Genomic DNA, 16726 nt, shown 5'->3' on the forward strand with positions numbered 1-16726 from the left:
GTTTCAAGGGCTGTTAATAAATTTTAATTTAGTTATGGAGAGTTGTCAACTTTCTTGCGGCTATGCTATTAAAGTTGACAACTCTGTTGGTTACGATAAAAAAAATGGATGATGGTTTTTAATTCCATCATCCATTTTACCTCTTCCATTTAATACTATCCTTTGTTTTCAATCCACTTCCGGGCATTCACAAAGGCCTCCATCCATGGTGAAACTTCGTCTTTACGGCCTGCAGGATAATTTGCCCAGTGCCATTGGAACAATGAACGTTCAATGTGTGGCATCATCACCAGGTGACGGCCGGTTTCATCGCATAACATCGCGGTGTTGTAATCGGAACCGTTCGGATTGGCCGGATAGGTTTCGTAAGCATATTTGGCTACAATTTTATACTGGTCTTCTGCGTATGGTAAAGAGAATCTTCCTTCACCATGCGATACCCAAACCCCTAAAGTGCTGCCGGCAAGGCTCGATAGCATTACCGAATTGTTTTCCTGCAGGGTTAACGAAGTGAAAATACTTTCGTGTTTGCCGCTTTTGTTGTGCAACATTTTAGGTTTATCGGTATGGTCTTTATTAATCAGGCCAAGCTCAATAAACAATTGACAGCCGTTACAGATCCCCACAGATAAGGTGTCAGGACGGGCAAAGAATTTCTCTAAAGCAATTCTCGCTTTCTCATTATATAAAAATGCACCTGCCCAGCCTTTCGCCGATCCTAAAACATCAGAGTTAGAGAAACCGCCCACCGCACCGATAAACTGGATATCTTCTAAAGTTTCCCGGCCGGTAATTAAATCGGTCATGTGAACATCTTTTACATCAAAACCGGCTAAATACATGGCGTTTGCCAGTTCGCGCTCAGAATTACTTCCTTTTTCGCGGATAATAGCGGCTTTTGGTCTTGGCTTCGTTTCGTCGATTACCGGTTTTTTACCATCAAAAGTAAGCGGGAAACTGTAATTTAAAACATGGTTTTTATAATTATCGTAGCGCGCTTTGGCTAAGCCGTTGCCGGTTTGTCTGCTGTCTAACAAGTATGAAGTTTTAAACCAAACATCGCGCAAATGGTCAATATCAAAACTAAAGCTATCACCACCATTTTTAACTTCCAGTTTAGCCGAAGTGTTTACTGTACCAATTTTGTGGAAAGCGACGCCATTCTCAGTTAATGTAGCTTCTGCAGCAGCATCAGCCTGGAAAACAACGGCAATATTCTCGGCAAAAAGCAATTTAGTGCTATCCTGCTCGGCTAAAGCTGATAAATCGAGTTGGGCGCCTAAGTCACGGTCGGCAAAACACATTTCCAACAGCGTTGTAATTAAACCACCGCTGCCAACATCGTGTCCGGCATGGATGTGACCTGCCTTAATTAATTGTTGTAAGGTATTGAATGCGTTTTTAAATTTCGCTGCATCTTTTACGTCAGGTGTTTCGGTACCTACTTTGTTTAAAATCTGTGCGAAAGATGAACCGCCCAGTTTATAGCTGTCGGTAGACAGGTTGATGTAGTAAATGGCGCCACCATCTTTTTGTAATACCGGCTCAACCACTTTAGTAATATCATCACAGTTCGCACCTGCAGAAATAATCACCGTTCCCGGTGCAATTACATCACCATTCGCATATTTCTGTTTCATTGATAAGGAATCTTTTCCGGTTGGAATGTTGATGCCCAAATCGATTGCAAAATCAGAACACGCTTTTACCGCTGAATATAACCTGGCATCTTCGCCTTCGTTTTTACAGGCCCACATCCAGTTGGCAGAAAGCGAAACGCTTTTCAAACCCTCTTTTAAAGGTGCCCAAACAATATTTGAAAGTGATTCGGCAATGGCGTTGCGGCTACCTGCAGCCGGATCGATCAGTGCTGAGATAGGTGAGTGGCCAACTGAAGTGGCAATACCTTCTTTACCCTGAAAGTCTAAAGCCATTACACCGCAGTTGTTTAACGGCAATTGCAACGGACCGGCGCACTGCTGCTTGGCTACGCGTCCACCCACACAGCGGTCAACTTTATTGGTTAACCAATCTTTAGCCGCAACGGCTTCTAACTGAAGCACCTGTTCTAAATAAGTATTTAATTCGCTGTTGTTATAGGTGATGGCTTCGTATTTACGGTCAACTGTACTGTCTTCCATTACAATTTTAGGCGAGCTGCCAAACATGGCAGCCAGTTCTAAATCCATCGGCTTTAAACCTGTAGTGGCCGATTTAAAAGTGAAACGGTGGTCGCCGGTAACTTTACCAACGGTATACATCGGTGAACGCTCGCGATCGGCAATTTTTTGAAGGGTTTCGATATGTTCGTTTCCGATTACCAAGCCCATTCTTTCCTGCGATTCGTTACCGATAATTTCTTTAGCAGAAAGGGTAGGATCGCCCACCGGAAGTTTATCCAGGTTAATCAAACCACCAGTTTCTTCAACCAGTTCTGATAAACAGTTTAAGTGGCCGCCTGCACCATGATCGTGGATGGAAATGATCGGGTTGTGATCGCTCTCTACCAAACCACGAACGGCATTGGCCGCACGTTTCTGCATTTCAGGGTTTGACCTCTGAATGGCATTTAATTCGATGCCGCTGCCGTGCTGACCAGTATCAGCAGATGAAACTGCTGCGCCACCCATTCCAATTCTATAATTTTCGCCACCTAAGATTACGATATTATCGCCCTCCTGTGGTTTAAGTTTTTGTGCCTGGCTGGCTTTGCCATAACCAATACCGCCCGCGAGCATAATTACTTTATCAAAACCAAGGGTACGGTTATCTTCTTCGTGTTCGAAAGTTAAAACCGATCCGGTAATGAGCGGCTGGCCAAATTTATTTCCAAAATCGGTGGCACCGTTTGAGGCTTTGATCAGGATATCCATTGGCGTTTGGTACAACCATTGCCTTTCTTCTACACCTTGTTCCCATGGGCGGTTTTCTTCTAAACGGGAAAGCGCGGTCATGTAAACTGCCGTTCCGGCCAAAGGTAAAGAACCCTGGCCACCTGCTAAACGGTCTCTGATTTCGCCTCCTGAACCCGTTGCAGCACCGTTAAAAGGCTCTACAGTGGTTGGGAAATTATGTGTTTCTGCTTTTAAAGAGATTACGGAATCAAAATCGCTTAAAGTGTAAAAATCAGGCTGATCGGCACGTTTAGGTGCAAACTGTTGTACTTTTGGTCCTTTAATAAAAGCAACATTGTCTTTATAGGCCGAAACGATATCGTTAGGGTTTTCTTCAGAAGTTTTGCGGATCAGTTTAAACAAAGAGGTAGGCTGCTCTACTCCATCAATTACAAATTTTCCGTTAAAAATTTTGTGGCGGCAGTGTTCTGAGTTCACCTGCGAAAAGCCAAATACTTCCGAATCGGTTAAGGGCCTTTCTAATTTTTGCGCTAATGTATTTAAATAATCAACTTCTTCGTCGCTTAAAGAAAGACCTTCCTGTTTATTATAAGCAGCAATATCGGTAATTTCTAAAATGGGTTCAGGCTTGATGTTGATGGTATAAATATCCTGGTCAATCTTATCGTATTTTTGAGAAAGCATCGGATCGTAATCGGCAAAGGTTTCGTCAACCTTTTTAAATTCTTCGATCCTGATTATGCCCTGCATGTCCATATTCTGGGTAATTTCTACTGCGTTGGTACTCCATGGCGTAATCATAGCTGCCCGTGGCCCAACAAAAAAGCCTTTTAGGGCTGTTTCCTGTGAGATCTTGGCGCCGCCAAATAACCATTCGAGTTTAGTAATATCAGTAGTAGAAAGCGCTTTGTCTGTTTGCAAAACAAAAACCGTCTGCGATTGCCCTTCGACAGGCTCAGGATGACTAGAGAAGAAATGAATCATGCTTTTTTTTTGAAGTCGCAAATTTAGCGTTTTTAAATTTAATGAGTGAAGGAATGAGGGATTGAATGATAGAATTTTGAACGATTTTAAAATAATGGACGAATGATTGAGTTTTGAATTCGAGAATGCAGAACTTTGCAAATCATTTAATCATACACTCATTCTTAAATCCAATCATTACTTATGCTACGAATCCACCACATTGCTATTATCTGTTCTGATTACGAAAGATCGAAAGATTTTTATGTGAATAAACTCGGTTTTACGGTGTTGGCCGAAGTGTACCGGGCAGACCGGAAATCATACAAGCTGGATCTGGCGGTAAATGGTGTTTATCAGATCGAGCTTTTCTCTTTCGAAAATCCACCGGCAAGGCCGTCGCGGCCCGAGGCTCAGGGTTTGCGGCACCTGGCTTTCGAAGTAAAAGATATTCAGCAGGAGATTGACAGGTTAAATAAACATGGAATTATCACTGAGCCGATCCGGATTGATGAATTTACGGATAAGCGCTTTACTTTTTTTGCCGATCCGGATGGTTTGCCACTGGAATTGTACGAGGTTTAGGATGAGTATTTTTAAGTTTAAGCAATTTGAGGTCGATCAGACCGGCTGCGCCATGAAGATCAATACGGATGGCGTTTTAATCGGGGCCATGGCCAATCACCAGAATCCTAAAAGGATACTGGATATTGGAACAGGTACAGGGGTAATTGCCTTGATGCTGGCACAACGTTTTCCTGATGCACACATACATGCGGTTGAAATCGATGAGCAAGCGGCGAAAACTGCTGAACGCAATTTTAAACAATCGCTATTCAATCATCGTTTAAGCATCAGTAATACAGCAATTGAATACTATAATTCGACTGATAGATTTGATCTGATTGTGTCTAATCCACCTTTTTTTGTAAATGACCTTAAGAATGAAGAGGTGCGGAAAGGGATTGCCAGGCATGCTGCGGAAGGTTTTTTTAGCATGCTGGTGGCAAAGATCAGTGAATTGTTGACGGATGCGGGACAGGTTTGGCTGATTCTTCCCATAAAACAGGCTGAAGAGGTGGTTATGCAGGCCGGATATTACGGAATGGAACTGGTGGAAAGCATATATATCCATTCCGACCGATCAAAGGCCGCTTTCAGGCAAATGATATGTCTGGGGAAAAATAGAACGGTATTACAGGAAAGTGATTTCTATCTTTATGAAGATTTAAAGGTGCATACGGCTGAATATAAAATACTGCTTAAAGATTTTTTTCTGGCTTACTAAGAAAATAGAATTTACATGTTTTCTGATATAATCTCATTATCATTTGTAATTTAGGTGGTGTAATCTCATCCAACTTAAAATGAAACGTATCTTAAATGTTTTGCTATTATGCTTCTTGGTATTGTCGTCACTGGCTCAATCAAAAAAACAAAAAAATGATGATCCTTTAGCGGGGATCGACACGTTATTTAACCGAATATTAAAAGATCAGGTTGCTGCAGGTTTCTCGGTAGCGGTTGTTAAAGGAGATGACATTATTTACAGTAAAGGTTTTGGCTACCGCGATGTGGAAAATAAAAAACCGGTTACGCCGAATACACTTTTTGCAATTGGTTCGAGCAGTAAAGCTTTTACGGGTTCTTTGTTGGGTTTACTCAGAAAAGAAGGAAAACTGACGTTTGAAGATAAGGCCGTAAGTTTGCTGCCAAAACTACATTTTTATAGTGAAGAAATGGATAGCCAAATTATTCTGCGCGACCTCATGGCACATAGAACCGGATTGTCGAGATACGATTTTTCGTGGCTTTTGTTTAATACAGCCAATAGAGATAGCATTATTGCGCGGGTAAAATACATGAAGCCCAGTGCTGCTGTACGCGAAAAATGGTTTTATAATAATTTTATGTACCTCGCTCAGGGAATGATTGTAGAGCGATTGACAGGTAAAACCTGGGAACAGAATATAAAAGAAAAGTTCTTTATTCCATTAGAAATGAACCGCTCTAATACGGATATCAAAGCTTTTAAGGAAGATAGCGATGCTTCCTTACCTTACACAGTTGCGAAGGGGAATGAGATTAAAAAGGTAGATTACTATAATATTAATGGGATGGGGCCGGCGGGTAGCATTAACAGCAGTGCAAACGATATGGCCAATTGGTTAAAGGTGTGGGTTAGTGGAGGTTTTTTTAAGAAAAAGGAGATACTGCCTACTGATTATGTCCGAGAGGCTGCAAGTTCTCAGATGGTAATGTCAGCCGATTTGCCTGCCGAGCATAACGACATTTTTCTAGCCAATTATGGTTTAGGTTGGATGATTGGGTCGTATAGGGGGCATTATATGGTAGAGCATGGTGGAAATATTAATGGTTTTTCGGCAAATGTTGCTTTTCTTCCATCTGATCAGTTGGGGATAGTGGTGTTAAGTAATCAAAACGGTTCGCAGGTTCCGGCAGTTGTACGCAATTCTATTGTGGATAGATTGCTTAACCTTAAAACAATCGACTGGAATGGAGAAGCCATGAAAAAGATAAAGGCCAACATGCAGGTTACTAAGGGCACTAAGAGTACACCTATATTAAACACGATTCCTTCACATCCACTAAAAGACTACGTTGGTTCATTTGAAAACCCGGCTTATGGCACAATTAAGGTTTGGCAAGAGAAAAATGAGCTATATACCCTATTAAGTGATGAAAAAGTGTTGCTTAAACATATGCATTACGATGTTTTTGATCCAAAATCTATTGATAAAAATGGAGTAGTGGATACCGTACAGAGTAATCTGATGTTTAACTTTTCGGGTGGGGTAGACGGTAAAATACAAGGTATAGGCATTTTTTTAGATGGCAGCGATAAGCCTGTGATGTTTGATTTTAAGCCGGAAGCAAAAATACTATCGCTTAAAGAACTTCAAAAATATACCGGTGAATATGCTTTAGGTCAAATCACGGTGAAAGTCTATTTAAAAGGGAATACGTTGATGGTACATGTGCCTGGGCAGCAAGAATATGAAACGATAGCTACTGAAGCGGATACATTTAACCTAAAGGCACTTAAAGGGTTTAGTGTTAAGTTTGATGTTGCTGCAGATAAGCAGGTAAATGCAGTGTCTTTTATACAGCCGAACGGCATATTTAAGGCTATGAAGGAAGAATAATCACGTTATAACCTCCTTGAAAAGGTTGAAAAATAAAAATAGTTTGAAAAAAATAGGATTAATTTCGGATACCCATGGTTTTTTAGACGATGCAGTTTTTAAGCATTTTGAAAGTGTGGACGAAATCTGGCATGCCGGAGATTTTGGTCAGGATGTAGCTGCACCACTAGCCGCCTTTAAGCCTTTGCGTGGAGTATTTGGAAATATTGATGATGCGGTAATCAGAAATGAATTCCCAGAGAAAAATCGATTTAGCTGTGAAGGGGTGGATGTATGGATGACGCATATTGGAGGATATCCAGGTAAATACTCATCTTATGTAAAGCCAGAAATATACACTAACCCTCCAAAATTATTTATTACCGGGCACTCGCATATTTTGAAAGTGATGTTCGATGAAAAGCTGAAATGTTTGCATATAAACCCCGGTGCAGCGGGGAAACATGGCTGGCATAAAGTGCGAACCCTGATCAGATTTTGCATTACTGACGAAAATATTCATACCTTAGAGGTTATAGAATTATCGGGTAGATAATGTAAAATATACACTAAGCATGGTTTGTGGCGTTAAAACACTAGGACAATTTATTATAGAAAAACAGGCAGATTTTCCCTATGCCAAAGGCGAGCTGTCAAGGCTGCTGAGAGACATTGGTATCGCAGCCAAAATTGTTAACCGCGAAATTAACAAGGCAGGTTTGGTCGACATCCTGGGTGATGTGGGAACCACTAATATTCAGGGCGAAGAACAGAAAAAACTGGATGTGTATGCTGATGAACAATTTATCGCCGCTTTAACCAGTGGCGGGGAATGTTGCATTGTTGCTACTGAAGAGGAAGATGAAATTATCCATATCGACTCACCGGTTTCTCAAAATGCAAAATACATTGTATGTATCGATCCTTTGGATGGTTCTTCAAATACCGATGTAAATGTTGCGGTAGGTACGATTTTTTCTATTTACAGGAGGAAATCTTTTGAAGGCAGGGCCAGTTTAGCCGATGTGCTGCAGAAAGGTACAGAGCAAGTGGCTGCTGGTTATGTCATTTATGGCTCTTCTACCATGCTTGTTTATACTACAGGTAAAGGAGTGAATGGTTTTACGCTCGATCCATCAATAGGTGAGTTTTGTCTTTCGCATCCGCAGATGAAAATACCTGAAAACGGCTATATGTATTCTGTAAACGAGGGTAATTATGTGCATTTTCCGGATGGGGTAAAGAAATACATTAAATATTGCCAGGTAGAGGATGAAGCCACAAAACGGCCTTACACTTCGCGTTATATCGGATCTATGGTTGGTGATATTCACCGCAATTTGATTAAAGGCGGCATTTATATTTACCCCACCACTTCACGCTCGCCAAATGGTAAGTTAAGGTTATTATATGAGTGTAACCCCATGGCCTTTATTATTGAGCAGGCTGGGGGCAAGGCCAGTACCGGTTTCGAACGGATACTGGATATTGATCCGACTGAATTACATCAACGCGTGCCGATTTTTATCGGCTCCAAAAATATGGTAGAAAAAGCGGAAGAAATGATGCTGTTGTATACGGCAAAATCAACCGCTAGCGAGAATGATGTAGATGCTAAACTGGAAGATCTGAATGTAATTGGCGGGTTGGATTAAAGTAAGGTAGCTTTATTTCTTTCTGCTTCGAAAATACTGTCTATAGCCAGGTTTGCTTTATCTTGAGAAGCAAATACGGCCAGCCGGTCGCAACGTTCATTTTCAGGGTGGGCGTTGTGACCTTTAATCCAAACGAATTTAACTTTATGGAGCTTATACAGCTCAAGGAACCTTAACCAGAGGTCTTTGTTTTTTTTGTCTTTAAAACCTTTGCTCACCCAGCCGAAAACCCATTTTTTCTCCACGGCATCAACCACATATTTAGAATCGGAATAAACGGTTACCTCCTGGTTTAAGCTTTTTAATGCTTCTAATCCTTTGATTACAGCTAATAATTCCATTCGGTTATTGGTGGTCATCCTAAAGCCGCCACTTAATTCCTTATAGTGTTGCCCTGCTCTTAAAATGGTACCCCAACCGCCTGGTCCGGGGTTTCCGCTAGCTGCTCCGTCTGTATAAATTTCGATCATAAACGTGGTAAAGTTATGTTTTTAGCTTTAAAATCGCCTATTTTATCTGTTGCCGAATTTTTTTTTCAAATTCAAATAATTGAATGTTAAGGAATTAAAAATTTCTTGTAAAAACATTGAAAAAAATATTTGCAGGGAATGTGAAAAGTCGTACTTTTGTGACATCAAAAAAAACACGGTGGCTGTAGCTCAGTTGGTTAGAGTATTGGTTTGTGGTGCCGAGGGTCGTGGGTTCGAGCCCCATCAGCCACCCGAAAGCCCTTTAAGATATCTTAAAGGGCTTTTTTGTTTTTAGGTGATTTTGAAATCATTTATTACAGGCAACAGAGGGATCAAGGATCAAGCGGAAAAGTTGGGGGGTATCATTTCAAGCATATATTTTCGATAATCTGAATAAGAAGAATTTAATATCTCTAACCCCTCCGGATGTTGCTCTAAAAGCTTTGATCTTTGCATTGAAAGATTCTGCAGAGGCATTCGTGGATCTGTTAATAAAAAAGTTTAGGATATACAGATAATGCGATTGAATTGATCTGGCAACAGTCCTAAAGGAATCAATACCGCATTCTAGCATTCCAGTTTTATGGTTTTATAATCGTTTTCATCAATATCACCTAGCGACAATAGCTCTCTTGCCCGTGTAAGCTTATTGTTGTTTTCTGTAAGCTGTTTGGCCTGATAGGTTTTATATTCCTTGTTCTTCAAGGTATCGCTGGCGTATTCATCCAAAATCACCATTTTGAATAGCTCGGCAGTTTTTGCATTTAGGCTATAGTCATCCAAAAATTTAACAAACTGTTTATTAACATCTTCTGCTTTATACCTGCATTCACATTTAGAAGAGCAGTTCTGGAAAGAACAGAATAACACCGGAGAGCAGTAGGTTGAGGAGAAGACCAAGTCATCAACATTGACCTCGCGAATGATCGTGCAGGCCTTCCATTCAGGATTCACTTTGGATGGCGTTGAGCAGTTCATGGGTAGCCAAGAACTTCTTCTGGCATCCAAGTTTAATTCATCTGAAAGCAAACTGATATCGCACATTAATGAAACTAGTTGTTTTACTACTAATTTGATCGTGGCCTTAGACTAAATGATAGAGATATGTAACTCATTTTGAACACAAAAAAAGCGCTTTGAACAAATACAGACACTATTAGTCATGGAGTTTTGTACTTCACATTTCAATTAAAGAATATGAAATACGAAAATTCTAGGAAATATAAGGGGGAAATTTCTGAAGTTATTAACAAGAGCAAAATTCTGCCCAAGATTTGCCCATACCAATATCCGTTTATAGAAGTTTCATCCGTAACGTCTAAATTTATTACCTCTCTCCATTCGTAGCCATCTATCAGATCTTTCCAAGAGATATCCATTATCCTTTGGTCAAGAATGGCTTCAAGCTAACCGAAAAATGAATTTTGAAGTTTGTCCCTGAAATTTAATTAATACCAAACAAAGATTTTGAAAAGCTTTGTCAAAAATATATATATATGTTATATTTAAACGTTTTAGTTGACGCTTATGTACAGATGTGTGATTATTGATGATGAACCGCACGCCATTGAAGGATTAAAGAGTTATTTTTTAAAAATGCCTGCACTGGAATTGGTAGCTACCTATACCGATCCTGTAAAAGCATTAAAAGAAATTACCGATGAAGAACGGTTGGATCTGATTTTATTGGATATAGATATGCCCGAAATTTCGGGGATCGAACTGGCAAAAATAATCAGGAATAATACCGAAAGATTGATTTTTACCACTGCCCATACAAAATATGGCTTTGAGGCTTTTGAAGTGCGGGCAAATGATTACCTGCTTAAGCCTTTTTCGCTCGCGAAATTTATGGATGTAATCCAGCGGTTGTTTTCGTTTAAGAATGAAATTTTCTCCTTTGAGCAGGGTAACCAAAAGGATGTGCAGCAGGATTTTTTCTTTGTGAAGAGCAGCGACGATAACCTGCGTCTGGTTAAGGTCAGATTTAAGGATGTTGTATCTGCCGAAAGCAAATCAAATTATGTGCAGCTTCATACCATTTCGGGCAAAAGGATATTAACATATATGTCTTTAAGCGAAATGTCGAAGAATCTCGGCAGTGAGCGTGGTTTTATCCAGTTTCAACGCAGCTTTATATTGAACAGAAACCTGATTGATTCTATTGATGGAAATGTAGTAACTATGGATGGCGGACAAAAAGTAACCATTGGCGATTATTACAGGAAACACTTCCACAAATTTGTAGACGATCATTTAATAAAGGCCAAACGAAAGGTTTAGGGATTTTAGTTTGGCCCGGGTATTAAATTCATCTCCAACCAGTAACTGTTAAGCTGGTAGTAAGCGTGGTAACATCTGTACTTAAGCCGTCTTTCCCTTTTTTCTGACCAAATGTGAAAATTGTTTTTACTTTGATTTTGTTGGTTTGCTGTTTCATAAATCGTTTTTTTTAGAAACTTATGTATTGCTTTTTTACCTGAAAAAAAAATTATGTAAACAGGCTTAAATTCTATTTATACCGCTCTTTATTCATGATTAAGATTATTAAAAAATGCATTAAAAAATATTGGATACACCTGTTGGCATGGGGCGTTTTTATAGCTTATGAAACCGTACTTATTGGGTTAATTTATGGCGTTTTTGGCAATCTGTTAACTTATTGCCTCCACTATGCAATTGTTATTTCTTATTTCTATACCGTTTGTTTCATCGGTTTGCCCTGGGCCACAAGGTTTAAAAACCAAACTTTCTACCGTATACCGTTAATTTTTACTGTTCTTTTCTGCATCTATCTTTTTTTTAACCTTGGTGCCGATATGTTATTGATTCGCTATCATATTATTACCCACAAAGTTTCTGTTGCACTAAACCGCGATTATGTTCTTAGTACCCTATACCGTTACATTTATTTCAGTGGCTTTGCTTCGGCCTATTACTTTATCAGAACTTATTTTTTTGAAAAAAAACGGAGCAACGAACTCGAAGAACAACGACTTCTTGCCATCATTAACGAAGAGCGCATGGCAGATATGCTTTCAAAATCGCACAATGATTTTCTGCGTGCTCAGATTAATCCACATTTTTTATTCAATACACTCAGTTACGTATACAATAACATTAAAATAAATCCGGAAGATGCCGGAGAAGCTGTTATTGTACTTTCTGATATCATGAGGTTTGCAATAGATTCGGGCGTTGATGATATGGTCATTATTAAAGATGAAATGGCACAGGTAGAAAAACTGGTTTATCTGTATCAGCTCCGTAAGAACCAATCTATTTTTATCGATCTGTATTTTTCTGCCGAAACTATGCATCTGCGGATGATCCCGCTGGTTTTGCTCACGCTGATGGAAAACATGTTTAAGCATGGCAATTTATGCGTGGAAGAGAAGCCCGCGCTTATGGCTGTATTTGCTGAGGATAACCTGTTATTTATCCAAACATCAAATTTAGTAAGTTACACCATCGAAAAAATTGGAACCAATAGCGGCATGAAAAATATCGAAAGCAGGTTAAGGACTGCATTTGGTGAAAATTTGAAATTTACCTACGGTTTGGAGGGTGAAGATCTATTTAGGGTAGATATCGTTATCCCATTGGGCAGATAATTATACGGTCTATCCCACTGATCATCAATAGTTGCCATTATCAGTTAATATTAGATAATCCGGAAAGAAATGATTTGAGGTTATTTTTGTAGGATCGGCTTACCGTAACCACCAGCCCTTTTTTTAATTCAATGTTATCGCCGTTAATTTTTTCGATCTGTTTTGCCGATATGATGAAAGATTTGTTTATGCGTTTAAAATTTTTGAAAAGATTGAGCTTCTCTTCGATTTTTGCCATAGTATAATATGGCATTACCACTTTGGTTAGGGTATGGATTTTAATATAGTTTGAAGCCCCTTCTATCGCAATTATTTCGTCAAGATAAACCTTTAGCATTTCACCTTTTGCGCTCAGCCTGATCATGATGTAAGGATGGCTTTCGCCAATTTTATTGACCAGGTTATTTACTATTGTTTCGAACTTGTTGAAATTGAATGGCTTGGTTAAAAATTGTTTGGCATTTACATTATAACCATCAACGGCATACTTGGTATGTGCACTTACAACAACAAGCGAACTTACATTTTTCCTTATAATATCAGACAGTGCAATTCCGGAAAGACCCGGCATTTCAACATCTGTAAAAAGAATATCGATCAGCTCATTTTTTTTAATAATATCATTTACAGCCTCATTGGGATCGCTGTACGATTTTTTTAAAGTCAAAAAAGGAATTTTATCTATGTACTGCTCCATTTGCTGGAGTACAGATAAGTCATCGTCTATTATAACACAGGAAAGTACCATCAAAAAGTTTAAAGGATTTTAGTTTAAGCTAACATTACAAATATATTCTTTCGATATTATAACAGTATCAGCCAGCTGATGCATTTCGCATAATAATTCGTGCAGGTTACATAATAGAAATTTTTTTTTCTAAAATAATGTCAAGATTAGCATTGTCCATATCGGCACTGAACAGATCAAATAACCAAATCTATGAAAAACACTGCATTGAAATTTATGATGGCGGCACTTATAATGGCCACACTTACCACAAACATCCATTATGCAATTTTGGGTTACGGCCTTGGCGATAAAAATAACCCGGGCAATGTAATAGCCCAGGATTCAACAGGTTCTAACGGAAGCAGTAACGGAGGAAACAGCAATGATGACAATTCCAATTCCAATAGCTCCAATCAGCTTTTCTCTCAGGAACAACTTGTTGATTGTTTTATTCCCGGAAATCCATCTCATAAAGGTACTTATATCAGGTGTGTAGTGGGATGGGCAATTTGTATACCAACAAACTGTACCGTTAATTGACAGTTTTATACGCCATTAGTTAGATACCCCAATTCTTTAATGTCTTAATGCGCCTATTGGCGAACCGTTTGTGCAAAAGATATAGATAATTGCTGTTGTGTTTTAGGCCTGTGGATGCTTAAAGGCAGTTTCACGATAAAATTTTTCTTAACGCTCATGAAATTTAATAAACGCTGTATTGTTTTAATACTTCTTTTGCAGCCTTTTTTTTTCTTTCTGCCCATCAAGGCCCAGGTGAAAAACAAATTCACTCTTTTCGAAAGCATTGATATGGCAAGAAAAAACTCGCTTGATACGAAGATTTCTACCTATGCAAAACAATCATCGTATTGGGATTTCGCGGCTTATAAAGCTGGGTTTCTGCCAAAGTTTTCGTTAAGAGGGGTATTGCCCAATTATTTCAGGAGTATTAATATTTTAACGCTTCCTAACGGAAAGAACGATTTTATCAGCCAAAATGTAGCAAATTCAAGTTTAAGTTTAAACCTATCTCAAAATGTAGGGTTTACCGGTGGAAATCTCGTGGTTTCCAGTTCGCTCCAGCGTTTAGATAACTTTGGGAATAACCACTATAAATCTTATACCTCGGTACCGCTTTCTGTAAGTTATACCCAATCTAATGTGTTTTATAATGAACTGAAGTGGCGGAGGAAAATTGAACCTTTAAAATTGGAGGAATCAAAAAGGGCATTTTTTGAAAGTATAGAAAATATTTCCTATTCAACAACAGAGAAGTTTTTTGCCTTGCTTAAGGCCGATATCCAACTCAAACTCGATCAGCAGAATCTTAAAAATATAGATACGCTGCTAAAAATATCAAAGTCGCGCTTTGAGATTGGGACCATTAACCTCAACGAACTTTTACAGGCACAGGTTAGTCATTTAAATGCCCGAAAAGGATTGTCGGCATCGGTGTTACATCGGGAGGTTGCGCTACAAACATTTTCAAGGTACCTGAATGCACAATTGGAAAAAGGAACGGAGCTGGAACTGCCAGAGGATATGCATTTTTTTGCGGTAGAACTTGACAGGGCCATTACGATGACTAAGGATAACCGGAAATATTACTATGAATTTAAAAGGAGAAAACTAGAGGCCCAGCAGGAAATACAGCGTACAAAATCTTTAACCGGCCCTTCTTTTAGTATTAATGCGAATATCGGCCTTACCCAAAGCGATCAGCATCTTGGAGCTGCCTATAACGATCTTTTACGTAACCAGGCTGTGGGGATCAGTTTTTATTTTCCTTTAATGGATTGGGGCGTGAATAAATCAAACAGGAAAAGGGCCGAAGCAAACCTTTATCTTGAAGAAAATAGGATCAGCCAGCAGGAAATGACTATGGAACAGGATGTTTCCTATCAGGTAATGCGGTGGCAGCTTCAGAAAGAACTGATCCAGATAGCTAAAGAAACAAGGGATTTAGCAACAAGGCGCTATAATGTGGCCTTTCAAAAATATACCATAGGGAGTTTAAATTTTACCGATTTCAATAATGCTTTGCTTGATAAGGATAGGGCCACCAACGAATATGTTGATACCCTTCAGGGGTATTGGTTGCTTTATTACTCCATCAGAATGTTAACACTCTTTGATTTTGAACGGAACAATAACCTCGCTTTAGATGAACAGGGTGGTGGGAATATATAAAGATCATAATATGAAAATCGGACGTAACTTATTTATCCTGGCAATTACAGCAATATTCTTCCAGAATTGTAACAATGGAACCCAGGAGCAAACTGTAAACAATCATACAAGGGATGAAAAAGACAGGCGTGTTCTGGTGGAAGTTTCGAAAGCTGGGTTTGGAGATTTCAGTGAGGAACTGTTGAGTGACGGGAAAATTATTGCAAATGAAAAAGTAGCACTTTCTTTTCAATCATCGGGTAAACTCGTTCAGTTATCAGTAAAAAATGGCGATCGCGTGGTAAAAGGACAGGTAATTGGCAGGCTCGATCCTACAGAGTTAAAAATGCAGCTGGTAAGGGCAAATGAAAATATGGATAAGGCAATGATTGAACTGGACGACCGCCTGATCGATTATGGTTACCGTTTGCGCGATTCATCGGGCATTCCGAATGGAATTATGAAAATGGCTAAGATCAGAAGCGGCTTTTTAAATGCCAGGTACGAACTGGCGAATATAAAATATTCATTGGAACGTTCGGTACTCATTGCTCCTTTTACCGGAAGAATCGCAAATCTGGCCATTAATCCGAATGGTACCATAGATGCCTACCAGAAACTTTGCGATCTGTTTAACGATTCGATGATGAGCGTTGAGTTCTCGGTGCTCGAAACCGAACTTGGAATTGTACATGTGGGCAATAAGATAGATGTTGTTGCATACGGTAATGAGCTGTTATACAGGGGTAATGTTTCGGAAATTAATCCTGTTATCGATAATAGTGGGTTTATCAGGGTTAAGGCTATACTGCAAAATACAGATGGTTCGCTGATTGATGGCATGGCCACAAAAATCATTGTGAAAAAAACATCATCCAATACATTGTTCATCCCAAAAGAGGCTATTGTTCAAAGGCAGAACAGGAGCGTGGTATTTACCTGCGTAAATGGCCGCGCCGTGTGGAATTACGTTAAGCGCGGTAAAGAAAATACCAGGTATGTATCTATTGAATCCGGACTTAAGCCCGGAGATCAGGTAATTGTTGGCAATAACCTAAAGCTTGCCGATAATACAGCTGTAAAGGTACAAAAGTTATTAACCGATAATCAAGCAACCTTATAGT

The 16726-nt window shown here is 39.4% G+C and carries 16 protein-coding genes and 1 tRNA gene; 11 read left to right on the top strand and 6 right to left on the bottom strand.

The window, feature by feature from the left end; genetic code table 11:
• Window positions 1-155 precede the first annotated feature (155 nt).
• Window positions 156-3839 carry a phosphoribosylformylglycinamidine synthase gene (gene purL, locus BM107_RS16605; RefSeq protein ID WP_090985376.1) on the bottom strand — a complete coding sequence of 1228 codons (3684 nt, stop codon included), beginning with the start codon at window positions 3837-3839 and terminating at the stop codon, window positions 156-158.
• A gap of 183 nt (window positions 3840-4022) precedes the next feature.
• On the opposite strand from purL, the gene gloA2 reads away from it, so the two are divergent.
• From gloA2 to fbp, 5 genes are all read left to right on the top strand, one after another.
• Entirely contained in the window at window positions 4023-4403 is a 381-nt protein-coding gene (gene gloA2, locus BM107_RS16610) for an SMU1112c/YaeR family gloxylase I-like metalloprotein (protein ID WP_090985378.1), read from the top strand.
• A 1-nt stretch (window position 4404) separates the two neighbouring features.
• Window positions 4405-5106 carry a tRNA1(Val) (adenine(37)-N6)-methyltransferase gene (locus tag BM107_RS16615; RefSeq protein WP_090985381.1) on the top strand — a complete coding sequence of 234 codons (702 nt, stop codon included), beginning with the start codon at window positions 4405-4407 and terminating at the stop codon, window positions 5104-5106.
• A 79-nt stretch (window positions 5107-5185) separates the two neighbouring features.
• Complete coding sequence (locus BM107_RS16620) at window positions 5186-6985, top strand: serine hydrolase (protein WP_090985383.1); 1800 nt, start codon at window positions 5186-5188, stop codon at window positions 6983-6985.
• A 43-nt stretch (window positions 6986-7028) separates the two neighbouring features.
• Entirely contained in the window at window positions 7029-7520 is a 492-nt protein-coding gene (locus BM107_RS16625; RefSeq protein WP_090985646.1) for a metallophosphoesterase family protein, read from the top strand.
• Between the two features lie 19 nt (window positions 7521-7539).
• Window positions 7540-8619, top strand: a complete 1080-nt coding sequence (gene fbp / locus BM107_RS16630) for a class 1 fructose-bisphosphatase (protein ID WP_090985385.1) — start codon at window positions 7540-7542, stop codon at window positions 8617-8619.
• Here the strand turns inward: fbp and rnhA are convergent.
• A complete protein-coding gene (rnhA, locus tag BM107_RS16635) occupies window positions 8616-9089 on the bottom strand; it encodes a ribonuclease HI (RefSeq protein ID WP_090985387.1) in 474 nt (157 codons plus the stop codon). The genes fbp and rnhA overlap by 4 nt on opposite strands.
• A 178-nt stretch (window positions 9090-9267) precedes the next feature.
• Here rnhA and BM107_RS16640 point away from each other — a divergent pair.
• Window positions 9268-9341: transfer RNA gene (locus BM107_RS16640), tRNA-His, on the top strand.
• A gap of 115 nt (window positions 9342-9456) precedes the next feature.
• On the opposite strand, the gene BM107_RS16645 is transcribed toward BM107_RS16640, so the two are convergent.
• Entirely contained in the window at window positions 9457-9663 is a 207-nt protein-coding gene (locus BM107_RS16645; RefSeq protein ID WP_090985389.1) for a transposase, read from the bottom strand.
• On the bottom strand, window positions 9657-10133 hold the full coding sequence (locus BM107_RS16650) for a hypothetical protein (protein WP_090985391.1): 477 nt from the start codon (window positions 10131-10133) through the stop codon (window positions 9657-9659). The genes BM107_RS16645 and BM107_RS16650 overlap by 7 nt, the downstream gene beginning before the upstream one ends.
• A gap of 483 nt (window positions 10134-10616) precedes the next feature.
• Here BM107_RS16650 and BM107_RS16655 point away from each other — a divergent pair, with 483 nt between their 5' ends.
• The gene (locus BM107_RS16655; RefSeq protein ID WP_090985393.1) at window positions 10617-11372 is read left to right on the top strand and encodes a LytR/AlgR family response regulator transcription factor; all 756 of its coding nucleotides are present in this window, start codon (window positions 10617-10619) and stop codon (window positions 11370-11372) included.
• A 28-nt stretch (window positions 11373-11400) separates the two neighbouring features.
• Here the strand turns inward: BM107_RS16655 and BM107_RS25220 are convergent, their stop codons facing one another.
• Window positions 11401-11529 carry a hypothetical protein gene (locus tag BM107_RS25220; RefSeq protein WP_262987386.1) on the bottom strand — a complete coding sequence of 43 codons (129 nt, stop codon included), beginning with the start codon at window positions 11527-11529 and terminating at the stop codon, window positions 11401-11403.
• A 94-nt stretch (window positions 11530-11623) separates the two neighbouring features.
• Between BM107_RS25220 and BM107_RS16660 the strand changes: the two genes are divergently transcribed.
• Complete coding sequence (locus BM107_RS16660) at window positions 11624-12703, top strand: sensor histidine kinase (protein ID WP_090985395.1); 1080 nt, start codon at window positions 11624-11626, stop codon at window positions 12701-12703.
• Between the two features lie 40 nt (window positions 12704-12743).
• Here BM107_RS16660 and BM107_RS16665 read toward each other — a convergent pair whose 3' ends face one another.
• Window positions 12744-13451 (bottom strand): LytR/AlgR family response regulator transcription factor, encoded by a 708-nt coding sequence (locus BM107_RS16665; RefSeq protein WP_090985396.1) that lies wholly within the window; start codon window positions 13449-13451, stop codon window positions 12744-12746.
• Between the two features lie 192 nt (window positions 13452-13643).
• Here BM107_RS16665 and BM107_RS16670 point away from each other — a divergent pair, with 192 nt between their 5' ends.
• The 3 genes from BM107_RS16670 (at window position 13644) to BM107_RS16680 (ending at window position 16725) form a co-directional block, all read left to right on the top strand.
• Window positions 13644-13973 carry a hypothetical protein gene (locus BM107_RS16670; protein ID WP_090985398.1) on the top strand — a complete coding sequence of 110 codons (330 nt, stop codon included), beginning with the start codon at window positions 13644-13646 and terminating at the stop codon, window positions 13971-13973.
• A gap of 156 nt (window positions 13974-14129) precedes the next feature.
• The gene (locus BM107_RS16675; protein WP_159435261.1) at window positions 14130-15623 is read left to right on the top strand and encodes a TolC family protein; all 1494 of its coding nucleotides are present in this window, start codon (window positions 14130-14132) and stop codon (window positions 15621-15623) included.
• Window positions 15624-15633: 10 nt separating this feature from the next.
• Window positions 15634-16725: an efflux RND transporter periplasmic adaptor subunit gene (locus BM107_RS16680; protein ID WP_159435262.1), complete on the top strand. Its 1092-nt coding sequence runs from the start codon at window positions 15634-15636 to the stop codon at window positions 16723-16725.
• Window position 16726: the final 1 nt, after the last annotated feature.

The sequence above is a fragment of the Pedobacter suwonensis genome (assembly GCF_900111825.1).
In the GTDB taxonomy this organism is placed as follows: Bacteria; Bacteroidota; Bacteroidia; order Sphingobacteriales; family Sphingobacteriaceae; genus Pedobacter; species Pedobacter suwonensis.